Source organism: Clostridium sp. D5, from assembly GCF_000190355.1.
GTDB classification, from domain to species: domain Bacteria; phylum Bacillota; class Clostridia; order Lachnospirales; family Lachnospiraceae; genus Faecalicatena; species Faecalicatena fissicatena_A.
This window is the reverse complement of sequence record NZ_GL870815.1, coordinates 197,282-221,044: the sequence shown is the minus strand read 5'-3', so window position 1 is coordinate 221,044 and position 23,763 is coordinate 197,282. Positions and strand designations below refer to the sequence as shown.

General features: G+C 41.4%; 18 protein-coding genes and 2 pseudogenes. 3 read left to right on the top strand and 17 right to left on the bottom strand.

Annotated features, from left to right (window positions below):
* The 6 genes from HMPREF0240_RS16280 to HMPREF0240_RS16255 all read right to left on the bottom strand — a co-directional run bounded on the left by HMPREF0240_RS16280 (position 1) and on the right by HMPREF0240_RS16255 (position 8,594).
* Complete coding sequence (locus HMPREF0240_RS16280) at positions 1–1,134, bottom strand: ATP-grasp domain-containing protein (RefSeq protein WP_009004509.1); 1,134 nt, start codon at positions 1,132–1,134, stop codon at positions 1–3.
* Between the two features lie 99 nt (positions 1,135–1,233).
* Positions 1,234–2,592, bottom strand: a complete 1,359-nt coding sequence (locus tag HMPREF0240_RS16275) for an aldehyde dehydrogenase family protein (RefSeq protein ID WP_035313795.1) — start codon at positions 2,590–2,592, stop codon at positions 1,234–1,236.
* Positions 2,593–2,665: 73 nt separating this feature from the next.
* Entirely contained in the window at positions 2,666–4,060 is a 1,395-nt protein-coding gene (locus tag HMPREF0240_RS16270; RefSeq protein WP_009004507.1) for an SLC13 family permease, read from the bottom strand.
* Between the two features lie 99 nt (positions 4,061–4,159).
* Positions 4,160–4,951: a sulfite exporter TauE/SafE family protein gene (locus HMPREF0240_RS16265; protein ID WP_025656268.1), complete on the bottom strand. Its 792-nt coding sequence runs from the start codon at positions 4,949–4,951 to the stop codon at positions 4,160–4,162.
* 144 nt (positions 4,952–5,095) lie between these two features.
* Complete coding sequence (locus HMPREF0240_RS16260; RefSeq protein WP_198137811.1) at positions 5,096–7,585, bottom strand: pyruvate formate lyase family protein; 2,490 nt, start codon at positions 7,583–7,585, stop codon at positions 5,096–5,098.
* Positions 7,586–7,610: 25 nt separating this feature from the next.
* Positions 7,611–8,594, bottom strand: coding sequence for a glycyl-radical enzyme activating protein (locus HMPREF0240_RS16255; protein ID WP_025656267.1), 984 nt, complete (start codon positions 8,592–8,594; stop codon positions 7,611–7,613).
* 421 nt (positions 8,595–9,015) lie between these two features.
* Here HMPREF0240_RS16255 and HMPREF0240_RS16250 point away from each other — a divergent pair, with 421 nt between their 5' ends.
* Both HMPREF0240_RS16250 and HMPREF0240_RS16245 read left to right on the top strand, forming a co-directional pair.
* On the top strand, positions 9,016–9,672 hold the full coding sequence (locus HMPREF0240_RS16250; protein WP_009004503.1) for a GntR family transcriptional regulator: 657 nt from the start codon (positions 9,016–9,018) through the stop codon (positions 9,670–9,672).
* Positions 9,673–9,771: 99 nt separating this feature from the next.
* The gene (locus HMPREF0240_RS16245) at positions 9,772–10,986 is read left to right on the top strand and encodes an IS256 family transposase (RefSeq protein ID WP_009004502.1); all 1,215 of its coding nucleotides are present in this window, start codon (positions 9,772–9,774) and stop codon (positions 10,984–10,986) included.
* Between the two features lie 465 nt (positions 10,987–11,451).
* Here HMPREF0240_RS16245 and HMPREF0240_RS16240 read toward each other — a convergent pair whose 3' ends face one another.
* The 6 genes from HMPREF0240_RS16240 to HMPREF0240_RS16220 form a co-directional block, all read right to left on the bottom strand.
* Positions 11,452–13,176 (bottom strand): lysozyme family protein, encoded by a 1,725-nt coding sequence (locus HMPREF0240_RS16240; RefSeq protein WP_198137810.1) that lies wholly within the window; start codon positions 13,174–13,176, stop codon positions 11,452–11,454.
* Between the two features lie 49 nt (positions 13,177–13,225).
* The gene (locus tag HMPREF0240_RS16235; protein WP_009004500.1) at positions 13,226–13,630 is read right to left on the bottom strand and encodes a DUF6075 family protein; all 405 of its coding nucleotides are present in this window, start codon (positions 13,628–13,630) and stop codon (positions 13,226–13,228) included.
* 260 nt (positions 13,631–13,890) lie between these two features.
* The gene (locus tag HMPREF0240_RS16230; protein WP_009004499.1) at positions 13,891–14,394 is read right to left on the bottom strand and encodes a PBECR4 domain-containing protein; all 504 of its coding nucleotides are present in this window, start codon (positions 14,392–14,394) and stop codon (positions 13,891–13,893) included.
* Positions 14,361–14,555, bottom strand: a complete 195-nt coding sequence (locus tag HMPREF0240_RS25065) for a hypothetical protein (protein ID WP_009004498.1) — start codon at positions 14,553–14,555, stop codon at positions 14,361–14,363. The genes HMPREF0240_RS16230 and HMPREF0240_RS25065 overlap by 34 nt, the downstream gene beginning before the upstream one ends.
* Positions 14,556–14,875: 320 nt before the next feature.
* The gene (locus HMPREF0240_RS16225; RefSeq protein ID WP_009004497.1) at positions 14,876–17,197 is read right to left on the bottom strand and encodes a VirB4-like conjugal transfer ATPase, CD1110 family; all 2,322 of its coding nucleotides are present in this window, start codon (positions 17,195–17,197) and stop codon (positions 14,876–14,878) included.
* Positions 17,097–17,555 (bottom strand): PrgI family protein, encoded by a 459-nt coding sequence (locus HMPREF0240_RS16220; RefSeq protein ID WP_009004496.1) that lies wholly within the window; start codon positions 17,553–17,555, stop codon positions 17,097–17,099. Before HMPREF0240_RS16220 ends, HMPREF0240_RS16225 begins: the two co-directional genes overlap by 101 nt.
* Before the next feature lie 142 nt (positions 17,556–17,697).
* Between HMPREF0240_RS16220 and HMPREF0240_RS16215 the strand changes: the two genes are divergently transcribed.
* On the top strand, positions 17,698–18,078 hold the full coding sequence (locus HMPREF0240_RS16215) for a hypothetical protein (RefSeq protein WP_009004495.1): 381 nt from the start codon (positions 17,698–17,700) through the stop codon (positions 18,076–18,078).
* A 43-nt stretch (positions 18,079–18,121) separates the two neighbouring features.
* Here the strand turns inward: HMPREF0240_RS16215 and HMPREF0240_RS16210 are convergent, their stop codons facing one another.
* The 5 genes and pseudogenes from HMPREF0240_RS16210 to HMPREF0240_RS16190 form a co-directional block, all read right to left on the bottom strand.
* On the bottom strand, positions 18,122–18,961 hold the full coding sequence (locus tag HMPREF0240_RS16210; RefSeq protein WP_009004494.1) for a hypothetical protein: 840 nt from the start codon (positions 18,959–18,961) through the stop codon (positions 18,122–18,124).
* A gap of 58 nt (positions 18,962–19,019) precedes the next feature.
* Positions 19,020–19,292 carry a glutamyl-tRNA amidotransferase gene (locus tag HMPREF0240_RS16205; protein WP_083806289.1) on the bottom strand — a complete coding sequence of 91 codons (273 nt, stop codon included), beginning with the start codon at positions 19,290–19,292 and terminating at the stop codon, positions 19,020–19,022.
* Positions 19,293–19,394: 102 nt separating this feature from the next.
* Positions 19,395–19,994, bottom strand: a pseudogene (locus tag HMPREF0240_RS16200) (TraG/TraD/VirD4 family protein); the annotation flags it as partial.
* A gap of 111 nt (positions 19,995–20,105) precedes the next feature.
* Positions 20,106–21,920 carry a reverse transcriptase domain-containing protein gene (locus tag HMPREF0240_RS16195; RefSeq protein ID WP_009004491.1) on the bottom strand — a complete coding sequence of 605 codons (1,815 nt, stop codon included), beginning with the start codon at positions 21,918–21,920 and terminating at the stop codon, positions 20,106–20,108.
* 593 nt (positions 21,921–22,513) lie between these two features.
* Positions 22,514–23,725: pseudogene (locus HMPREF0240_RS16190) on the bottom strand (type IV secretory system conjugative DNA transfer family protein); the annotation flags it as partial.
* Between the last annotated feature and the right edge of the window lie 38 nt (positions 23,726–23,763).

The following is a 23,763-nucleotide window of genomic DNA, read 5'->3' as shown; positions in this document are numbered from 1 at the left end:
TTATTGCACCCCCTTTATCTTCATTAATGTTTGCACTGCTTCATCAGTTGTTCCATATTTTGTCTGTAGAAAACCAAGGTTTTCGTAAATAGTCCACCCCTGTTCCTGATTAAATCCGCGGCTCTTAACCACAACTGTTTTCTGGATTCCCAATTCTTTGTATGCTCGGGCAATTCCTTCTGCCATATCTGCACAGTTATTGATACCGCCAAATACATTGACAAGAATATAATTCGTAGATTTATTCTGAAGCAAAATTTTCATTGCATGATAGGTTTTCTCTGCCGTTACACCGCCGCCTAGATCAAGGAAATTATTAACACATCCGCCATAATGACGGATAGTATCCATTGTTGCCATTCCGATTCCAGCACCTCCCGCCATTGTCCCAATGTCTCCTTCTGGATTCAGTTCCACATAAGTCAGATCATGTGCTTTTGCATCTTCTTCCTGAGGTGACTTCTTCTGCGCAGTACGCGGAAGGATTGTGTAATCACCTTGACGCACAAGGCTATTATCATCTATTACCAATTTTGAATCAAGTGCCAACATGCTTCCGTCCTCAAGGACAGCTAACGGATTAATCTCCATTGTAGTCGCATCCAGCTCAAAGCAGGCACGGCAAAGCTTTTCTGCAATATCCGCCACCTTATTCAGACGTTCCTTTGGCAAATCAAAGACTGACGCTTCACCAAGAAAGACCTCTCTGTCAAACCCTGCCGTACAGTTAAATCTCAATAATTTTTCTGGTGCGTTTACCGCCAGTTCCTCGATTTCCATTCCACCGTAAGGAGTAAATAGCATAACCATAACACGTTCCTTTACATCCAGTGTCATTCCCAGATAATATTCATCTGCAATTGGAAGAAAACCGCATGCAGCCACCCCTTCCATATGTTTGCCATTGATTGTGATTTCTTCAATCACCTTCTTTACTTCCCGGAATTCTTCTTCTGATTTTACAACACGAACTGCACCTGCTTTTCCTCTTTTTCCTGAAAGAATCTGTCCTTTCAGCACACAAGGATATGTCACTTCTTCCGGAATATTATCACCATTCAAAAGGATACTATCATTTACCGGAATTCCAAAACGCTTTAACTGTGCTTTTCCTTCGATTTCTAAATAATCCATACATGCACTCCCTTTCTGTTCAAGACTCATTTACGAACTTTTTCCCATCTAATGCCACAGCGCCATTTTCATGGCGCTGTGCAGGATATTTCACCGTATTTATGATTCCCACGCGATTTCCAGATTCGGCAGATAAGACTCCTCAAACGGATATCCCACGTAGGTAGTATTCATCAGATGTTCATAATTAAAGTTTCCGCTGAAGCTGTTATTTCCCCAAGAACCGCATCCTAATGTTGTGGTCGGTACAAATCCGTTTGTCGGACTTCCTCCCCCGGTAGTCCCTGCCGGCTGATTTACGATCACACGAGATACAGAGCATTCAATTGCTGCATACTCTATATGCTCCGCTGTATTTGAATGGATAGAAATACTGTGCCCTTTTCCTTCGTATTCCAGATTTTCTACCATCATTGCAACACCCTCTGCAAAAGTTCCGTACGGATATACGGTAAGGACTGGACAGAGTTTTTCACGGCAGAGATCATCGGCATGTCCGATAGCTTGTGCTTTCACTACAATTGCACGGGTTCTTTTCGGTACATCCACCCCCAGCATTTTTCCAACCTGTGCTGCAGTCAATCCTACTACATCACGGCTGATCGGACCTCCTTCCGGAAATAGACCTTCTCTTATTTTCGCTACCTGCCTTGGATCATCTACATAATAGCCACCGTGATTCTGCATTTCTTTTGCAAACACATCAAATTTCTCTTCCGGAGCAAATGCAGTCTGTTCACCCAAACAGATTAATCCATTGTCAAAGCTGCGCCCTGCTAAGATCTTTTCTGCTGCCTCACTCAAATCCACATCACGGTCTACGATACACTGGACGTTTCCCTGACCTACGCCAAGAGACGGCTTTCCACTGGAATATGCAGCTTTCACCATACCCGGTCCGCCTGTAGCTACAACAACATCTGCCATGCTCATCAAGGCACCACTGTCATCAATAGATACCTGTTCCAATCCCAACACAAGATCCTTTGGAAGTCCGATTTTTCCCAATTCTGTCTGGAACATATCTACCAGAAGTTTTGTACATTTCACAGCTCTGGGATGTGGGGCAAAAATAATAGAATTCCTTGTTTTCAGTGCAGACGCTGCATTTCCCATTGGAGTAACAACGGGATTTGTAGACGGAATGATTGCTGCAACAACACCCACCGGTTTTGCTATTAGCAGCATTTTGCGTTCTTCAATTCGATTGATAATACCAACTGTCTTCTTTCCCTTTAAGCTCTGCCAAATCAGTGCGGATTTATTACGGCATTTTGCAATCTTGTCTGTCACATTTCCCATGCGAGATTCTTCTGCCGCCATTTTCCCAAGCATTTCCGCATTGTCATAAACGACTTTACAGATTGCGCGGGCTGCTGTATCAGCCTGCTCCTGTGTCGCAAATTCAAATTGTTTCTGAGCTGTCTTAGAACGCGTAACTAATTCTTCTACGGTCATTTTATTCACTCCTTTATTTAAATTTTCCTATAAATTCTTACCGTTAAAACCATGCATAAAGAATTACAGAATTTTAAAGCAAACCAGTCAATTTCCACATTGGATATATAACAATAACAAATCCTAAATACATGATAATCGTTCGCAAGGTCATCTGCTTGATAAATTCTTTCATTGGTATCATCCCATACTGATACATAATCAAATAGCCTGATGATTCATATGGAAAGAAAACCATTTCACTTGAATAAATCAATAACATAACAGCAGCTACCGGGTTTATCCCCAAAGAAACTGCAATGTGAGCAAATGGAATAGCCAATCCCCCCAACATTGCAAACGGTGTCATAAACAAATTTGCAATCATCCCCATTGCAAGCAGCACCAAACATACAAACAGCATTCCCTTTCCTTCCAAAATCGGCAAGGCAATAGTTGTCAGAAGATCATCAAAACCAATTGCAGATCCCACAATCCCAATTCCCATACATGTGGCCACAAAAAATACCGTTGAAAAATTTAACCTTTTTATGGTATCTTCATTTCCCAACCGTATGCCCGGCATAAACATCAACAACGGGAGGATAATAAATCCGTATGACTCTGGTAGTCCGATAAAACGAGAACAATTCAAATATATCAGCAGTATGACCAACATCACAACGGCTTTTTTTTCCTTCTTGCTCATCGTTCCCAGTGTTGCATAGCGTTTTTCAAAACACTCTTTATAGCTACTGTACCCCTTCATCTTATAATCCTTAACCTTGTACACCTTCATTACAATGATAAACACCAGCATACACCACAATAAAAACCAACCATTATACTGAAATGCAGATTTCAAAGTCATCCTATACCCTGGTGCAAATTCTGTCAGTGCACTTTCTACCATAGAAAAATACACTGGATTATATAAGCAGATTTCACTCCCTGATGCTCCCATAATTCCTGCAAGACAGACGATGGCCGATTCTTTAGAGCACTTTAACTCCATATTTTTACAGATACCATAAATAAGAACACTACCAATCAGCCACCCATTACAAAACGTTACCAGATTCAAAATAATTCCAATAATAAAACTGCCAAATACAACACCCTTAAAGGTTCTGCCACATTTTTTTATAACAAAACAGGAAATTCTTTTTAGCAGACCGCAATCTTCCAACATATTGCTAAGAAGCAGCCCCCCAATGACCATCCATACCGTCCTGCTGGTCCATGATGCAAAGGCTGTTTCCACTGGTACAAGCTCCGTTACCATATATAAGCATGGCAAAAGAACTGCGGCAATTACATTGGGTAACAATTCAAAGGCAAAGATAAAAATAACAAAAAATGTAATAACAAAAAAGAGCTTTAGTGAACCTGAAAATATATCAGAAACTGGAATACATGCGATAAACGCTGGAATTGAAATACTAATTCCCCATCCAATCATCGTTTTTCTGTCCGCCTTATTCTCCAAGGTTTCCTCTCCTTTTTCCGTTGTGTTTCCACAGATATTTTATAATAGCTTTTCCCATAACTCCATCATATTCTTTTATATCCACAGGATGCTATATTATCAAAACAGAGCCAATAAACTAGTCACAAACATGCTTCCACCAGTACCCAACAGAACTACATAAATAAAACGCAAAAATTGAGCACGGTTAACTTTATGTAACAATTTAATACCAAAATAATACCCCAAAATTGTAAACGGAACTGCACAAACAAAATACCCTAGAACTTCCGGTGTCCATCTACCGGTAACGCAATGACGCACTGCATTAATCGTGTCCAGAATGCACCACATTGTCAGCATCGTGCTACGAAACCTATACTTATCCTTAACTGCATTTAAGGTATAAACAGTAATCAAAGGACCGCCAATTGTAAATGCGCCATGCACAGTAGCTCCAATAATTAGGCAAGTATAACGAAATACTTTTTTTCCTAATGTATCAGATTCATCATCCTCTTCTTCCTCCGGAATTTTGAAAACATAAGGTTTAATAATGTGTTTCCAAATATTCATTAAAGCGATAATCGTAACAGCTCCCCCAATACCAATTTTAGCCATATCAGCGTTAATAATAATTCCCAAATAATTTCCAAGAATGAATCCCGGCGCCATGAACAAAAGGATTTTACCTAAATCTTTCCAGGATGTTGTTTTAAATCCGGTAATTGCTGAATAATACAAAACTGGCAATGCCAACATAGTTGCAAAGGGAATACTTGTATCTGGTCCTATCAAAGCCGCATTAATAGGAGAAGATATAACTGAACCACCGAAACCGGCACAACCTTCAACGAAGTAACCAAATGACTGCAACATGCCTATAAATAACATCTTCAATTCAAAAATCATAACAAAGACCCCTCTCATTTTAATTCTAGATTATTTCAGTAAGTGACCAACTTTTACCTTTTTCACAGACCGAAATAATCTAGTATACTAATCATGGTAAAATCATTATAATATTTCATATAATGTTAAGCACCTTATTTGAGATTAAAAGTGATACTCTGTACGTCCAATGATATCATTCTGCAGACGCCTGCCTAATTCAACAAAATATGCAGAATATCCTGCAACTCGCACCAACATATCCTTGTAATCCTGCGGATTCTTCTGTGCAGCTTTCATTTTCTCGGCAGACATAACATTGAACTGGACATGAAGAATCTTTCTGTCAATTAACTCGGAAATGAAACCTGCCAGATTGTCTCGCCCTTCTGTTCCTGCAACTGCATCCTCAGGGAAACGAATATTTAAAAGTGTTCCATTTGTTGCAAAACCATGATCTACTTTAGCTACAGAATTTATAATTGCTGTTGGCCCCTTAACATCGTGAGATGCACATTCGGTATGAACAGGGCACATATTTTCGGAAATTGGTTCCCAGTTCTTCCGCCCGTCAATACTCGCAACTGTTTGGTGACCCATACTAACATTTGCATTAACAGAGTAAACACCCGGATTAAATTTTCCACCTCTTGGATGATTCTTATTCTTTTTCATATTTGTGCAGATGCTATTAAATACAAACTTAAAGAGGTCATCTGCATAGTCATCATCGTTACCAAAATGATGAACCTTCGAACTATTTACCAGTTGATATAGTTTTTCATGACCTTCCCAATTATCCAGACATGCCTGAACCAGTTCTTCTATCGAATAGCTCTTTTCATCAAATACCAATTGCTTAATTGTTGACAAAATATCTGCTGCTGTCGCACAACCTGATGTCTCCGGTCCAGTTCCATTATACTGTGCACCACCTTCTGTCAGATCCAGGCCGTTGTCAAGCGGATCGTTAAACAGGGTCGAAATAAACGGTAATGGCTTACGTTTTCTATGTGATACATCCAAAACATTATTACATTCACATATCATTCTTGTTGCATATTCAAATTCCTTATCCACTGCCCCCAAAACTTCTTCAAAGCTCTCGAACGTATCGTAACCGCCTGCATCAGGTCCGATCTGCTCACTCTCTCCAAACAAACGTCCATGATTTAGTGCCATTTCCATAACCTTAACTGCATTAATCATACCTGCGCCGACCCATCCATATTCTCTTCCGTCAAGAGTAGGCTCAACGCAACCAACAACAGAATAATTTCTAGCTTCCTCTAATGTTGCCCCCTTTTCCAGATACGCTTTAATCGCAGGAGCATCATTATAAAGTTTTGGATGTCCAAAACCGCACCGTATAACTTCAACTGTCTTAATCAGAAGCTCATACGGTGTTTTATCTGAAAAGCGAACTGCCGTCCATGGCGCCAGCATACGTGTATGCGCACTTGCTTCCAGAACCATCATTGTTGTATCATTTGTTGCATCCTCTCCATCCGGTCCAATACCGCCAATTGTCAGCGATTCGCCTCCAAATCCACGGCCATTACGTTCTGCAACAGTATCTGCATCTTTCAACTTTGTCGGATTGTTCAGCTTAACAAATTGAACTTCCAACAGTTCCAAGGCAAATTCTTTTGTAATCATACCTTGTTTTAAATCATGCTGAAGATATGGATCTAACCACTGGTCAAAACGCCCATAAGAGATTGACTGTCCATTCGCTTCCATTTCGATTAATGTAGTCAATAAATTAAACAACTGCAATGCCTGCCAATATGTCTTTGCGGGTCCTCCTGCAATTTGTTCTAAGTTTGCAGACATTTGTTCAAGTTCACTCTTTCTCTGAGGGTCTGTTTCCTTTGCTGCATACTCAGCAGCAGTCTCTGCAAAACGCTTTGTATATGCTTTTGCAGCCCTCAGAGTAATCAGCATTGCCTCGTACTGTTCCATCTTCTCTTCATAATCCGGGGCCCCCGGATGTAAATGAGCACGTGCATTCTCCCCCTTCTCAATCAAGCCGTCAAACCCTAGCTTCAGAGCTCTTCCATAATTAACAGCTGTATGTCCAATACCTCCAAAACGATAATCCGAACTAATACCAATACTTGCACCACACTCATTACTTTTTTTCATTTCTTCTGTATAGGACTCTTCCACTAATGCGTTGACAGTCTTACCAATCCACCATTCGCATAGTTCAAGAATTTCCTGCCGGTCTTCATCACTCTTGATGTAAAATTCATCATTTGGACGTTCCTCAAAAGGATGGTTTTTAATCTCATCAATGATCCATTTAACAGAATATTCCGGGAACAGCGGTGCTTCTTTTGCCGGCGCCGCAATCTCACCGACAATCAGTTCATCCGGATAAATCACAAGAGGAATATTTGCTGTCAAATGCTCGAATGCATGAGCCGTTTGCATCTTCCATGATTCTCCCCAGTGCTCTTTGTAAGACTCAGTTACCAAACGCAAACGTGTTACGTCAATATTCCATGGCAATTCTCCCCATTTTTCGCGCAACCGATTTACACGTGGGAACGGTGACCATCCCTCATGTCCTACCTGGTATCCAATCCCCCCATACTGGTGGTCATACGGATAAACCCCGCTTGCAGTAGTGTGATTCATTTTCTTCATAGTTATATCCTCCTTTAAAATTTTTTTACATCAGATTGGCATCAGAAGATCTATTTTCCTCCACTTCTCTGGTTCCTACAACACAATGAATGCCTCTCCCATTAAAGTAATCTGCATATTTCTGAATTCTTTTCTGCAATGCTGGACGATTCATTCGATACCCACGCATTGGATAAGGCCTGTTTAAAGACTCATACTTTTCCTCACCCAATCTCATATAACTTAATAACTGTAATGTCCTAACTTTATTTTTCATTTCTTTAATGATAAAATCAGCCGTTTCCTCCATATTCTTCATATCATCATTAAATCGAGGAATAACAGGTATTCTTAAGATAATAGGTTTTCCCTGCTCTGCCAGCTTCTTTAAACAATTTAAAATTTTCGTATTAGACACACCAGTTCTAGTCTTATGAACCTCACCATTCATATGTTTAATATCTGCAATGAATAAATCCGTACAGGGTAAAACTTTCTCTACGCTTTCCCACTCTCCATAAAAATCAGATTCAAGACAAGTATGATACCCCTCCCTCTGACACTGCTCAAACAATGCAGCCACAAAATCAACCTGTACCAATGGATCACCACCAGAAACAGTAACGCCCCCGCCTGAACGCTCATAGTATCCTTTATCCTTACGAATTTCTTTCATGCAGTCCTCGATAGTCATAACCTCTCCCCACTGTTTTAAAGCATCACTGGGGCATTCCTTAACACAAGCCAGACAACCTATACACTTTTTATAGTCAATGGATACCAGTTTCCCTTGTTCATTAAAATTCAGCATCTCAGGGTTTGGGCATACTTCCAAACAGCCACCGCACTTCTTATCTGTAATACATCTTTTTGTATAAACCCCAACTTCAATCTTAACTTTCTGACTTTCTGGGTTACTGCACCACTCACAACGAAGAGGACATCCTTTCAGAAAAAATTCTGTACGCAAACCAGGACCATCATGAATGGTATAGCGCTGTACATTGAATACAATCCCTTTGTTATTCATTTCATCTCCTTTTACATCATACCGGTATACCGGTTTATCTTTGTAAATCTAGTATATGCTCACTCCGGTATACCGGTCAACCCATTTTTTTATTTTCTATGTTTTGCATAATTGATTCACATAAATTTGTATACTTTTCACAACACATAGACTTTCAACAGTTGATAACAATATAATTACTTACAAAATTTTGTACATCAAAATATAGAAAGAAAATCACATTGGGAAGGCAATTAAGAGAAGAGCGTTTACTGTGAGCTAATAGCAGAATGCGCATTTCGGCGCTATTTAGTAATATATGGAGTTGAAATTTAAAATAAAATATCGTAAAATGAATTAAATAATCATAAAATAAAAAACTATATTGAATTTCAAACATTAAATTTGGGAAGACATATTTTGAACAGAGGAGTTTTAATAAATGACATCATTAAACCAACATGCCTACAATCATCTTAAGAAACTTATTACCACTCAACAGCTTTCAGCTGATAAGATCTATTCAGAAACAAAGCTGGCAAACTCTCTTGGCATTTCCAGGACGCCTTTTCATCATGCAATGCTCCGTCTTGTACAAGAAGGTTATATCGATATTTTGCCAAGTAAAGGATTTTGTATTCATCAGCTAACAAACCAAGAGATAATTGAAACAATCCAAACTCGACTAGCACTTGAAGCTTACAGTGCTACAATAATCACAAGTCATTATACTCAACCTAAGGCAAAAGAACTTTTTAAGATATTACACCAAAAAACAGATTTCATGTTAAGCATATATAATACAACACAGTCGGTTGACGAATTTCTTGACCATGATTTTTCATTTCACTTAGAGATAATAAAATATATTGAAAATGAAGAATTTATTTTACTATTTAATAAATATTTATATCGTATGCTTAAGTTAGCAACACTTTCTTTTGCTCGTCCAGGAAGAATGTTACAAGCATACAAAGAACATATTTCAATTTTGGAAACCATGGAAAAAGGTGATATTGAGCATATTTATGCTATTACATTAAAACATAAAAATATACCAGACAAGATTAACCCAGAAAAAAATGACATCTTATTGTAATTTTTGTGGTAATGTAATATAAGTTGTGTCTATGGAAATAAATGGCTCTTTCTTGGAAAGAATTAGATAAAATAATTCTTTTTCAGGAAGGAGCTTTTTATGGCTATAGCAAAGGAACAATTACGACAGATTATTGCAGAGAATGACATTAACAGTGTGGAGGACATCTACACCCTCTTCAAAGACAGCTTCAAAGATATGCTGCAGGAGCTTTTAGAGGCTGAGATGGATGCCTCCATCGGCTACACCAAAAATAATAAGCAGGATATGGAATCCGATAATAAACGGAATGGGTATTCACCAAAGACCGTCAAAAGCCAGTACGGTGAGTTCTCGGTGGATATCCCCCGTGACCGGACGGGTGAGTTTGAGCCCAAAATCATTCCCAAATACCAACGGGATATTTCCGGTATAGAAGAAAAAGTCATTTCACTTTATGCCAGGGGAATGACCACCCGGGATATCCATGACCAGCTGCAGGACTTGTACGGGATTGAATTGTCCGCAGACATGGTCAGTAAAATCACGGACAAGGTTCTGCCGGAAGTCAAGGAGTGGCAGTCAAGACCGCTTGATCCCGTATATCCCTTTGTCTTTATGGACGCAATTCACTATAAAATACGGGAGGACGGGAGAATTATCAACCGGGCCGCCTATGTTGTCCTTGGCGTGACACTGGATGGGAATAAGGATATCCTAAGCATTACCATCGGGGCCAATGAGTCCTCCAAGTTCTGGCTCGGAATGCTGAATGACCTGAAGAACCGGGGAGTAAAGGAGGTGCTGTTCTTCTGCGTAGATGGCCTTACCGGCTTCAGGGAAGCCATAAATGCCGTATATCCGGATGCGCAGGTGCAGCGCTGCATCATTCATATGCTGCGTAATTCTTTTAAGTATGTATCCTATAAAGACATCAAAAAGTTTGCATCCGATTTTAAGGCAGTCTATAAAGCCCCGACTGAAGAAGCGGCACTTTCAGAACTCGAAGGGGTGAAAGAAGTCTGGGGCAAAAAATACCCTTATGCCATTAGCAGCTGGGAACAGAACTGGGATGTGGTAAGCCCGTTCTTCCAGTTCAGTGAGGATATCCGCAGAATTATGTATACCACAAATATAATTGAAGGGGTAAACCGTCAATTCCGGAAAGCAACAAAAACGAAAAGTTCTTTTCCAACGGACAGTTCTTTGGAAAAGATGCTTTATCTGACCACACAGAATGTCAAAAAGAAATGGACACAACGGTACCGTAATTGGGATCTGGTATTAAGCCAGTTAGTAATCCTTTATGGCGACCGTATCAACCAATACCTCTAAAGGACAGAAAAATACCGGCTGACAGTTGGTAAGCTGAATCAGCCGGTATCCTCTATTCTTTTTCCGTCGGTACCTATAGTATAGCCGTTTTTTTCCTTCTTATTCCAGAGCCCACATAAAAAAATGATTTATGGGTATCGTAGTTGGTGTGCAAAAAAATAGTATAAGATTTATTTAATTGGACATACTATAAGTAAAGAAGTAATTCGACATGATAAAAAGTTTGTTTCCGACAGGAAAACCCATACATATCTAACTTAATCCAAGAAATCTAACGCGTTTTCAGACACAGAAAAAATTACGCCCTCATTTTTGTTCCTACACTTGTCTCAGTGCTGCTTGCATTTCATAAGTGTGGATCACATACTTCTGCACGCTGACTATAGTAAGCACGCACTGAGACAAGATTTTAAGCGAATTTATCCTCACAATATTAGCCCACACTTCTACAATTAAATGTTGCACTTAGTAGGTACATACTCCAATCCCTGCTATACCGATATCACTAAGCAAATAACTCGCTTTACTACACTCATCCTCATAATTTCCCTCCACAGTATATATCATCCCATCTTCTACTTTTTCCACGATCCCCACATGTTCCGATATCCTGTCCCCATCAAAATCAAAAAATATAATATCACCAGATATAGGAACATAATCCCGTCCTTTCCAGCGTCCATGTTCTTGAAACCATGCAGCTCCATTTGGGCAATATGCAAATTTCGGAACCAATCCACTTTCTATATATCCGCACTGCTCTGCACACCAAGACACAAAGCAGGCACACCATTCTTCTCTTCCGCTGAATCCGTACCATCTCCAATAAGGCTCTCCCCCTATATTTCCGACCTGAGACAATGCAACTTCCACTATCGCCTTGCTACCGCCACCTTGTACCACTTCCCTAAAAGCATAATAACGAAGTACATGGGAGGTATATTCTTTGTCTCCATAGCTGCTCCATCCCATCCTCTGCGCCATCATATCTGAATATTGTGCCGCATTTGCAGCAGTATACTTTCCATCCTTTTCTACTGCCCAGTTAATATACGCATTTCCAAAATTATATCCCTGTAAAGCCAGTTTGATTCGTGTTATATCTATCGGATTCTTCACATCAGCCATCTGAATACTATCTCGCAGCATCTGCACTCCGCATTCAATAGAATATGCGGGATCAATAATTCCATTTGGTGTACGAGGATATCGGTTATTATAGCCACATTCTGAACTCTGCATTGGATCTTGCCCACGCCCTCCACTTTCCTGCATCATAACCGCTTTAATCAGTTCCGTATAATCTTCAATTCCATATTGTGAGGCATAACGCCAAATAGTCGATTCATACTGACGAACCTCAACGCTGATCAAATCATCTGCATTCCCATTGTTTCCTCCACTCACAGACAAAACACTCCCAAAGAGAACAACCATCAGAATCAGTACCACTGCTGCACTCCCAAACGTTGAAACTAATAAAAATATGCTCCTGGTGGTGGAAGCCATCCTCTTAGCAATCTTTGGAACACCACGGATCAGTCTTTTAGTTACAGAAATTGAACTCCCCATCTTACGAGAATTCTTTACTGTTTTATCCATATCTTTAGCTGCTCTCAATACATTCTGTCCACTTGCTCTAGCAGATGTCTGTGCAATTTTCCTCTCCTGCTGATATGGTTTTTGAACTGGATATACCACTTGTTTTATATCTTTACCCGCAGAATAACTAAACTGTTTTACCGCCTGTTGCGAACGCCTTAAAGTCTTGATTTCTTTCTCTATTTTATCTTTCTGTTTAATTTCAAACTTCTTGATTTGCGACTGCATATCCCGGCCTGTTAACATATCGTCTTGTCTGTCTGGCGTCCCATTTTCTGCTCCAAATGTCTGTTCATTAGTTGAATAATGCGCCTCATGCTTACGGCTTGAGAATCCCCTTCGTATTTTCGAGACCCGTTGTACAGTTTTTTCGCTTTGAGCCCAAATCTGTTTTCCAGTAAAGTCAGCCACTTTCTTAGTCCCTGCACTGAACTTCTCTCCCGCATATGTTGATGGACATGTTCGATCTTCGTCCTGGGCCTCACTGACATCCATCTTAGTTTTTACTACAGAATCTTTCAGATGTCCCGAAACAATCTCAGCCTTATTCAATAGCTTAATATCTTTCCTACTTTCTTTCTCTTTCACATCTCTCCCCATCAGTTCTGCCTCCTCCTTTACCGTGCTGACAACAAATTTATCTATACCATACCTTCTCCTGCCCTCTTTTAGGCTCCGTTCTGAATTGCTCCGGATGCCTCAGTTTTACGCCTTCCATGTAGTACAGTGCAAAACGGCTGTTAAACAATTCATAAGGCCCCAGCATCTCTTCCCGCCCCTCCTGCATAAACCCATTCCACAAATTGAAGGCAAGACATGTTATCTCCGTACTCTCTCCCGTCTGCCATCCTGCATGGATTGCTTCCGGCTTAATACTGTCATCTTCAAAGTCAAATAACTTACCAACGTTATCACGGGTTATTTCCGTAATTCCAACGCAATAAAAAAAGGCACAGTGGTATTTGTCTTTCCTTCCACTCTGCCTCAGCATTCGGTTATAAAATTCTTCATGTTTCTTCGACGCAAAATACAAACCTTTCATATTTATCCCTCTAATTTCTATCCATTTTCGCTTCAAGCTGCTAACTTTCCAAATTCGGTACATAAAGATATGGCGCCCGGCGTTTATGCCAGATGCCTAATCCACTTACTGTTTGACAATAATAGTCATTCCTTATTCTGCTGCTATGCTGCTGAATCGCCCACTGGGCATATGTTTCGGTGTGTCCTTTGGGTATACTCCCTGGACGCATAAAAGCGCATGAAACTGTTACGTCTCATGCGCCTCAATATTTTTAACTACTATAAACTTTCTCGGTTTAACATTCTCTCGATTTCTTCTAAAAAAAAGACTCCTGTTAAATTCAGATTCTTATCCACTTTCTCCAAAACCGAATATTTTTCTTCAGTATAACCTTTAGCAATAACCGCATATACTTTTTGAACCGGACTTGCAGTTACATCCCTTATATCCTTTTTCAAAAGAGTATTCGGCACATTCAGCCTCGTATTCCAATCTTTTACAAAGCCAATACAAGCACATATGCTTCCCGCAGCTTTTTCCGAATACAGTTTTGGCCCCCTGTCTGTAAAATCTCCAATCATTGTAACATTCCGTTTAATCTGCATCATACTTTCCAATATCTCCAGTTTTTGTCCTGTAGAACCATCTCTTGAAAAGGAAAAATCATCTTCATTCAAACGTCTGTTCAAACACTTCTCATAAAAATGTATAGCAGAAGCTACCAGAGAAGTATTTATCTTTACACCTGTCAAATGCAGAAAATTATACCGATGAAACGCCACTTCATAGCCTTTAATCGCAGATATCCTTTTTTCTTCTGTCTGAAACTGTTTTTTAATCTGAGAGGGGTTCCGTAGAGAAAAAGAATCTTCTGATCTTCGAGATTTTTCTGATATAAGTCTGCCGCTTTTGTCATAATCTGGATTGCTTTTCTTTTGTCCATAGCCTTATCCTTTAGCCATATAGTTTCATAAAAGGGAATGTCGATGCCGCAGCACCAAACATTCCCTTCTCAGGGTTGATTTTTCCGTTGTCTGCCAACCTCCAGCACCTACGTCTGGATAATAACAGGTTTTTCCGTTGCCTGCCAACCTCCGACACCTGCGTTCGGAAAACGTATCAGATTTTAGGTGTCAACCCACCGCTGATTCACAGCTTTTCTAATTACATTTTACAATACCCTTCCGCAAAATGCAATTACAACTTTATTTTATGCCAATATAATGATGTTCATTCAGAAAATCTCTGTTCAACACTTTCTATTTAAAATTCCTCCGATGGCTTGGTGGTCATCAACCGATACAATTCCGTATCCTTGGGAAATGGATTCAGAAACGGCACCAGGGAACTCCCCACTTTTGCCAGCCCATTCCCCGCCCTGGCGTTCGTAACATAATTCAGCTGTTCCTGTGAGATATGCAGCAGTTCCGCCAGCCTGTCCCTGTCAGAAGCCGCCTGGTTCAGCATCAATATAAATTCAGAATTAGAAAGCATCGTGCGCGCCTTTGTAGAATCCAGAACATATTCCACATTCTGTGTCAGACTTGTCACCCATGCATTTCTTTTTCGGAACCGCCGATATGCACTATCAAAAAAGTTTTCACTGTACCGATGTTCCAAAAGTGTATGAAATTCATCTAAAAAGATATGTGTTCGAATTCCATTCTCCCAGTTTGTCGCCACCCGGTTAATCATATGGTCGGTAATGACCAGCTGTCCCACAGCCTTTAAGTCCTCTGTCATATCCCGTGTATTAAAGCAAATAATCCGGTTGCTGATATCTACATTTGACGGATGTGCAAAGATATCCAATGTTCCGTCCGTAAACAGTTCCAGCATTAATGCCAGTTCCTGCGCTTCCGGTTCCGTCTGCTCCAGCAATATCCGTCTCAGTTGAAAGAAACTTGGAACAATCCCACTCTTTTTTCCGTCCTGATAAACTCTTGCAACACACCGATCCAGAATACTCTTTTCTTTGGGCCCGATAGCTTGATGATCACTGATCCGCTCAAAAAGAGACAGGATAAACTGAGACTTGTCAATGATCGGATCCTTCTCCCCATACCCCTTCACCATATCCATCGCATTGAGATGTACCTGCCCGCCCGCAGAAAAGGTCAGCACAATTCCATACAATGCCTCAACTAAAAGCTGATACTCGCCTTCTGGATCGTAGATTAGGATATGATCATCGGTAGACAAAGCAATCAAAACAATCAGCAGCTTAGTGAGCATAGACTTCCCACTTCCCGGAACTCCCAGGACAAATGCCGAAGGATTCAGAAGATTATCCCTATTTACCAGTATCAGATTATGAGAAATTGCATTCACCCCCATATAAATACCCCCGGCATCCAGAACCTCCTGCGCCCGGAATGGCATCAATACAGCCAGACTTTCCGTTGTCAGCGTCCGAAGTGCATGAATCTTCCTGACTCCAATTGGCAGCGCAGTATTCAGTCCATCCATCTGCTGATACCGAAGCACTGCAAACTGACACATATGCTCCCTTCCGATCGCCAGCAAAGCCTCCGTATCAATGTCCAGCTGTTTCTTTGTATCCGCAGTGTGCACCAGCGTCAGTACCGCAATCATCATCCTCTGATCGCGTGTAGTCAGATCATTCAAAAATTCCTTGCTTTCCTTCCGCTGCATCTCCATATCATAGGGAATGGCCGCACTATAATTCTGGTTCGCATTCTGCCGCCTCTGCCAATTTGTAATATTCGTCTCTACCCCCAGCAGCCGCCTTTCTACTTCCTGTATTGCTTCATCAGTAGGCACAGGTATAATATCAATGCTCAGCATCATATTCCTGTTGATATCTGCCAGAGCGGAAATCATATTGTCCTTGATATAAGATGCATAATCTTTCAGGTATAAAACACGGCCATACCTCTCCCCCATCTGGAAGCAATCACTTTCAAACGCAAAACTGTCTGGACAGATGGAGTCCTTAAAGTCATGTCCTTTTCTGGCAGAGTCCTTCATATCGAACTGGAAGCTGCTTTCTTCCCCTGCGCAGTAAAAATCATGCAGAATACGCAGTTTTTTCTCCGTTTCCATTTCCACACAGGTGCTTCCGAGATCCGCAAAATGATTTACCAGACTGTTTCCCATTCGCAGGAAATAATTTCTCGCCTCTTCAATGCCCTTTTTATAGACCGAAACAGTTACATACAGCTCCTTCATCAGCCCATTTGCATCCTGCGTCTTGTCGAGCAGCATCTGATTCACCTCCTTCCTGAAGCGGTCCAGCTCATCCCCCTGGTATGTCATGAGTATTTTTTCTTTGAATTCCTCCTTATTCATCTTCCTTACTGCGACAGTCAGCTTCACAGTGGCCCCACTGTCCAAAGAATTTAAAATATCGCTGTAATTCCAGAACATTCCTTTTTTATCCTCATGGGAAGCCACCTCATAATTAATGTCCGTAAACTTATAAGTCTTTGCATACTTACTCCTTCCCACTTTAAAAATCCCGTCAAGATAGACTGTCTGAATCGGAATGGCATCCTGCACTCTTTTCGGCACCCTGAATGGCTCCTTGTCTTGTTTCAATACATTTCCCAATGCCTTTATCATGTCGTTTTATCCCCTCCTTCACTTTTTGTTCCAGGCAGCTTTTCACTGCCTCGTAATATAAGTTTTCCGGGCAGAACACCAGATGTTTCGGGATCATAATCTCTGATTTCAGCCACGCCCAAATAAATTGTTCTGCATTCATCCCGTGGTACCGGAAGAATCCCAGTACAGCAAATGGAGCCGCCCCCAGCACACATACCCATGAAACTGTCTCCGTCCCCAGATAAGGATGCAAAAAGAAATACATCCCCACTGCCGCTCCACATGCCAGGGCAGAAAAAAGAAACTGCCGCAAGGACAGTCCGAAAAACATAGTCTCCGTATATTCCCGTATGTCACGGTTTATTTTTACTTCCATACATCACCAATAGCAACAAACTCTTGACTTCTAATGATAATCCTCATTTTGTTGCCTTTCCTTTCACAAAATATTTGCACATTTGCAATCATTGCCGTTCCTGTTATACTGTTCATAAGAAAACAATTCAGGGGGTGCGACTATGATATATGCAGCTATGCTTTCACTAGGAATAACTATTGTTTTATTCCTGCTTTCTATTATTTTTAAACTTGCCGGTAAATTACGCCTGACGCTTCCGGTCATCTATTTTCTTTTAATCAGCACTGTGCTGAACAAATGGGCTGCCGCACATGAGAAGCTGGCTTTTATCATTCTCTTCGGCCTGCTGGGCATCACACTCATCAGCTGGATTGTATCTCTTTACCACGCAATTCAGGAACACCGATACATGAGTGCCCGGGCAGATGATATTAAATGGCAGCTGCAGCGCTCAAAAGAAATGGGGATCCCGCGCGATGCCGTCTATATAGATGCCCGCGGTGATATGCGCTATGAGGATACCGATGAATCTGTTTTTTAACATCAAATGCTAACGGACGTTTCCATACAGGGAGCGTCCGTTTTTATAATCCCATCATTTCCCTTACCACCCGGTCTGACATCTTGATTGTCCCCACCAATACCAGCATATTGAATGTTAACTCTGCAGTATAGCTCCACACCATAGTCACCGCTGCCTCACTTGTATTGACTGCCGGCGGCGAGGACGCAAACAAGGAAAATATGATACACGCCAGTGCAATGATCGCCCCCTCCAGGCAAACCGCTGCATAGCTTTTCAGAAAACTCTTTCCCACATTCTGACTTGGTTCCCCCGCAAATGTTGATAACGGAACCGGCGCAATTGCCGTATACAGGTAAACCTTAAAGAACCGTCCATATACAGACAGTATCATGATAAAAGATAAAACCGTCACCAGCAGCCCACCTATCAGTGTAACCGCCCACAGCGGAATGCTTTCTAAAAATCCACAGTCTTCAATTGCCGTCACCATCTCCTCCGGCAGAGCAGCTTCGTCCACATTTCCAAAGCCTGCCGTATTCATGATGGAAGAAATAATCCCCTGGACAATCGTAAAGAGAGCCATCATCAATTCCATCCCATAGCTAATGATACCTTTTGCCAATGCAAAGCGCACAAACAGCTTCACTGCATGTTCTGGACGCTTCACCTCTGTGAAACTGCCGCATGTCTTCACTACCCCAACAACAAAAAAGAGTACAAGCAGCGCATATCCAATCGCCTGCAGTGCTCCATTGATATTGACCATAACTGCCCATATCCCCCCGCCTCTGAAGGTTTCCGGAGACTGGGTCAGCAGCTCCCATATCTCAGAAAGCTTCTCGTTCCACGTCTCCAATGCCTTCATCAGATTCTGGACCACCCAATTATCTGACTCCATTCATCCACCTCCTTTCCATGCCCAGACAGCAGGTTCTTACCGCCTGGCTCCCTTCTCTTTATCCGGCAATCATATTCAGGATTTCCTTTGCAAATGTTATAATGATTCCTCCTGCCAGAGTCAGAAATCCATTTGCTCTTTGGGATGGATCATGGGATTTCAAGGACAGTCCTACCTGCACAATGCCAAACCCAAGCAGGATCATTCCAATCGCCCTGATCAACCCGAAGATAAAATCAGAAAGATTATTTACAACGGTTATAGGATCACCTTCCGCATGAACTGTAATGCTTCCAACAGTAATCAAAAGCACCGCCACGGCATAGATCATAAAAAGACAGCGGGCATTGAAGTCCCTACTTTTACGCCGCCTCTCATTTTTTCTTTCCTTGCACTCTTTCTTCCGATCCATTTTATTGCTCCTCCTTTTGTCTTAGAAATACTCATCCAAATCAGCCTCTGAGAGCAGTTCATAGACAATTGTTTCTTCCTGCCCTGTTTCCAGCGCCGGTGTAACATCGAGCGTACCGTCAGGTAATACACCTGTGACTATGCTGACACTCCCTATCGCCCCGTCTGCCTCTCCATGTCGGTATGGCTTTGCGCCCCCGTCCGTAGTCAGCCCTACATTCGGATGTTTCATGATGTCAAATTTATAATCCTTCACTGCTGGTTCCCCACGGATAAACAAAAGCGCATACCGGTTATCCAGCATACGCACTTCATCGGGTGTCATTAGTTCCCGTCCTGTTATCTGATAGTTCGTGGAATAATTTCCTGAATGCCCTGTCGATTTTCCATAAGTATTCGTATCAATAGTGGCTTTTCCTAACAGCTCACTAACATACTTGTGGGTACCCTGCTCATTTCCTCCCAGATAGAGGAAGCTGTCACAATTCCCTAAAATCGACTCCCACTGCTTTTCGAACAGTGCCTTCAGCTGCGACAGGTTCTGCAGAATAATAGAAACAGATATCCCCCTCGAACGCATTACCGAAAGAATCTTATCAAAGTCATCCGGAAGTGAAACATTGTAGGCTAAGCGCCCAGCGCCTTACTGTCTCACAACAGCAGGTTTCCGAACGCTCGCCCCCGAACCGTACGTACACCTCTCAATGTATACGGCTCTCCATTTACCTATAATCTACATTTCATTGTGAATGAGTCTATGACACTCTTCACACACAATAATGGTCTTGCGCTTTCTCTTCTTCATCCACCGTTCCCATTCAGTCTCCCCCTTTAAATCAAGAAGACTTTTTACTTGATGCACGGTGACTTCATTACATTTTTTGCCACATAATTCACATTTTCCCGATTTATACCTATAGAACAATTCTCTGGGTTTATACAGATGACTATATTCTGGCGTAATGTCTACTCCGTCATATAACGGTGTTTTCATTTTCACAAAACCTTTGTTGTAAAAGGTTGCGTATTTCGTTCCATTTTTTGTTTCATATGGAACTGAGAACACCTTATCTTTCCAATATTTAAGCTTTGCCTGAGTCATCGTAATACGATATTTTGCAGCAATAGTTTTGTATAAGCTGTACTCCATTACATAATAGAATTTGTTCAGGACTGACACGTTGTTAGCGAGTCTATAATAGTTATAGAGTCCTCGTATCTGTTCATTGAACTTCATTACCATTTCATTAGGCTTAAGATAGATGTATTCATCTCGTTGTAACGGTTTCCATTTTTCTTTTTCGCCCGCTTTGTTAATAATCTTAAGGGCATCATTCTGCAACAGCTTTCCAATCCATTTTTCCTTAGGCACATATAACTTCACTTTACTGTAAAAGATTCTGCTTTGCCCTCGTGATGTTTTTGTGGTATTCATATCTTGGGAGATTGTTATCTCATAGCTAAGAAAGCGAGCCTTATCCTTTCCACTGGTAATCAGTGTTTTTTCATCCGATAGCTCTAGCTTCAGCTTGTTCCGAAGAAACAACTTAATATCGGCTTTTATCATTTCTGCATCCTCACGGCTCCCAATTACTCCGATTAAAAAATCATCAGCGTAACGTGTGTACTGAATACGTTTATATTCGCCGTCCATCGGCTCTTTGCTGGGAACATTCAAAAAATCTTTTCTCAGGCGTTTGTCCTCTTTCAGCCGGACTCTCTTTTCTTCCTCGGAAAGTGTATGCCATATCTTCCTGTTACCTTCTCTGAATCTCTGATGTCTGCCATGTAACTTTCCATATTCCTTTCCTGAGCGCCGTCCACTTCCTTTATTGAAATTTTGAGCGTACTCCGCCATATACTTGTCCAATTCATTTAGATAAATATTTGCAAGTATTGGACTAAACCCTGAACCCTGAGCTACGCCAGAGTAGGTCGCATTATACTCCCATCTTTCAAGATATCCTGCTCTCAAAAACTTCCATATCAATTCCAGAAATGATTCATCCTTGATACGCTTCCGCAAAATATTCACCAATATATGATGGTCTATCGTGTCAAAATAGGCTTTTATATCACCTTCAACAAACCACTTGATACCAGTGAAATTATGCTGTATCTGCAACAGGGCAGTATGACAGCTCCTTTTGGCTCTGAAACCATGAGATAGTGTCGAGAATGTCGGTTCATAAATACTTTCCAATATCATTCTGATTATCTCCTGTACCAGCTTGTCATCCGAAGATGAGATACCCAGAGGACGCTTCTTGCCATTTTTCTTTGGTATATAGACTCTTTTTACCGAAGCTGGTTGATAGCTATGGTCTTTCAGGTTTTCAATAAGTCTATTTACCCTTTGACCCCCAAAACCATCAAGTGTCATCCCATCTATGCCGGGTGTCATAGACCCTTTATTGGCATAAATGTTTTGGTACGCCTGCAGATAAAAATCAGGATTATACAAATTTCTGTACAATCTGTTATACTGGTATTCCTCTGCTTTCGCGTGTTTTTGTAGATTTTCCAAAATAATATTTGGACTTCTCATAATGCATCACGCACCTTTCCTAAATTATTTTGAAGAGATAAACTGTCCTCCTTCGCATAGCGATATTTTTTTATCGCATTGTAGGCGGCTTTCCCGCCCTCAAACTACTACGAGGACTCCGTGACCATACCGAATATTCAGACGCTGATGTCATAGCTTGCGTATCAGCAAGCATTTCGGGTTAGGTCATCCCCGTTTAGACTCATTAGAACAAGCATGTTTTGTTGTCGGATACGACTTTCGCCATTTTCCACTTATTGTGGATGGTTAGTAGCAAGATATGGTGTATACGTACTTCGCGCAACTTTACGTATACTTGCTACAGCTTGACGTAAGTAATCATCAATTCCGTCAAGGCTGACGATAAAGCTCCTCTGGCTATCATTCAAGTAATTCAACTGTTTATCCTCATACAAAACATCTTACCTCGATGCCCGTTCACAACCTGATGATTGGTTGAATAGCACCTTTTTCGACATGCTGCACTCCCCGTCTGGTTTCCCTTTCGGATAAGCCGAATGGTAATAGGTCTTTCCATATCTAACCTACTGTCACGCTACTGACAGATTTCTAATAAGCCCGTACGGGCGCACGGCAAATTCGTCCATTACAAAGTGCACATGTACCGGCAGACTCCCGCCATATTTGCGGTCAGCCACATAAAAAAGCTGCTGAAACAACTGCGTATATAAAATACTGACCAGAAAATTAAAACTTACATCATTGTCTGGTATCAGGGCAAATAACGCCATCTTCTCCTCACCCATCCTGGCCAGTTCCAGTTCATCTGTTACCGTCAAAGAAGCAAGGCTCTCCAAGTTGAATTTTTCCAACCGTGCCGCCAATGTTATTTGAATGGATTTCAACGTTTTAGCCGAACCCGAATGATATGCACGGTAATACTTCAATGCGATATGCTCTGGTTCCCTCATTTCCAGACGTTCAAACAGTTCATCCAAAGGGCTCTGCTCAGAGTCATCCTCCTCGCTCACATCGCCTGCACGCAGCATCTCCATAACCATTGGAAAGTTCTGCTCCTCTTTTGGAGCCTCATATTTCAGATAAAAAACCAATGCAAGCAGAAGCATGGAGGCCGCCGTATCCCAAAAGGGATCCTGTGATTGGGAACCTTTTGGCGTGGTGGATTTAAACAAATTTGTAACCAGCCGCTGGACATCGTTATCATTTTGTAAATAAACAAAAGGATTATAGCAGTGTGACCGTTCCATATTAATCAAATCCAGTACCCGCACCACATAGCCTTTGGTTTCCAGCAAATGCCCTGTATCACGTAATATCTCACCTTTGGGATCCAGAATTACCATTGAGCAGTTTGCGCTCATGACATTTGGTTTCCCGAAGAATCTTGTCTTTCCGGAGCCTGCCCCGCCTATTACCACAATGTTCAGGTTCCTTCTGTGTTTCCTGACCTGAAAGCTGATTCTTACATTCCGGGTCAGTATCTTATTACTGCAGAAATCATGATCAGCATATCTCTTCCCCAATACTTTCGGGCTCCCCCACTTTGCACTGCCATGCTCTTCCCCTTTCCGGTAATTACGTTTTGTAGCATAATAGATTCCAATGCCCATTACATATGCAAGTAAAAACAAAAAAACTGTTTTCAAGCTGCCCTCACACCATACAATCTGCAGGGGATGTTTCATCGACTCTTTCAAACCTGCAGCAATATTCATAAAATTGTCTGGGATTAATGGTGCTGTCAGCAACGCCGCCCATATAACAAGAACTGCCCCTGCCAGATAAAATGGCAGCGGCAGTTCCTGTTTATATTCTTCCGTCATGTTCCCTTATCCTTTCCAGCCTCCGCTCCAGCACCTCT

Bases quoted from the DNA above. Each gene is read 5' to 3' on its own strand.
- HMPREF0240_RS16280 (WP_009004509.1), bottom strand. From the start codon at position 1,134: ATGGATTATTTAGAAATCGAAGGAAAAGCACAGTTAAAGCGTTTTGGA.
- HMPREF0240_RS16275 (WP_035313795.1), bottom strand. From the start codon at position 2,592: ATGACCGTAGAAGAATTAGTTACGCGTTCTAAGACAGCTCAGAAACAA.
- HMPREF0240_RS16265 (WP_025656268.1), bottom strand. From the start codon at position 4,951: ATGATTTTTGAATTGAAGATGTTATTTATAGGCATGTTGCAGTCATTT.
- HMPREF0240_RS16260 (WP_198137811.1), bottom strand. From the start codon at position 7,585: ATGAAGAAAATGAATCACACTACTGCAAGCGGGGTTTATCCGTATGAC.
- HMPREF0240_RS16255 (WP_025656267.1), bottom strand. From the start codon at position 8,594: ATGAATAACAAAGGGATTGTATTCAATGTACAGCGCTATACCATTCAT.
- HMPREF0240_RS16250 (WP_009004503.1), top strand. From the start codon at position 9,016: ATGACATCATTAAACCAACATGCCTACAATCATCTTAAGAAACTTATT.
- HMPREF0240_RS16245 (WP_009004502.1), top strand. From the start codon at position 9,772: ATGGCTATAGCAAAGGAACAATTACGACAGATTATTGCAGAGAATGAC.
- HMPREF0240_RS16235 (WP_009004500.1), bottom strand. From the start codon at position 13,630: ATGAAAGGTTTGTATTTTGCGTCGAAGAAACATGAAGAATTTTATAAC.
- HMPREF0240_RS25065 (WP_009004498.1), bottom strand. From the start codon at position 14,555: ATGGACAAAAGAAAAGCAATCCAGATTATGACAAAAGCGGCAGACTTA.
- HMPREF0240_RS16225 (WP_009004497.1), bottom strand. From the start codon at position 17,197: ATGATAAAGGCATTGGGAAATGTATTGAAACAAGACAAGGAGCCATTC.
- HMPREF0240_RS16220 (WP_009004496.1), bottom strand. From the start codon at position 17,555: ATGGAAGTAAAAATAAACCGTGACATACGGGAATATACGGAGACTATG.
- HMPREF0240_RS16215 (WP_009004495.1), top strand. From the start codon at position 17,698: ATGATATATGCAGCTATGCTTTCACTAGGAATAACTATTGTTTTATTC.
- HMPREF0240_RS16210 (WP_009004494.1), bottom strand. From the start codon at position 18,961: ATGGAGTCAGATAATTGGGTGGTCCAGAATCTGATGAAGGCATTGGAG.
- HMPREF0240_RS16205 (WP_083806289.1), bottom strand. From the start codon at position 19,292: ATGATCTATGCCGTGGCGGTGCTTTTGATTACTGTTGGAAGCATTACA.
- HMPREF0240_RS16195 (WP_009004491.1), bottom strand. From the start codon at position 21,920: ATGAGAAGTCCAAATATTATTTTGGAAAATCTACAAAAACACGCGAAA.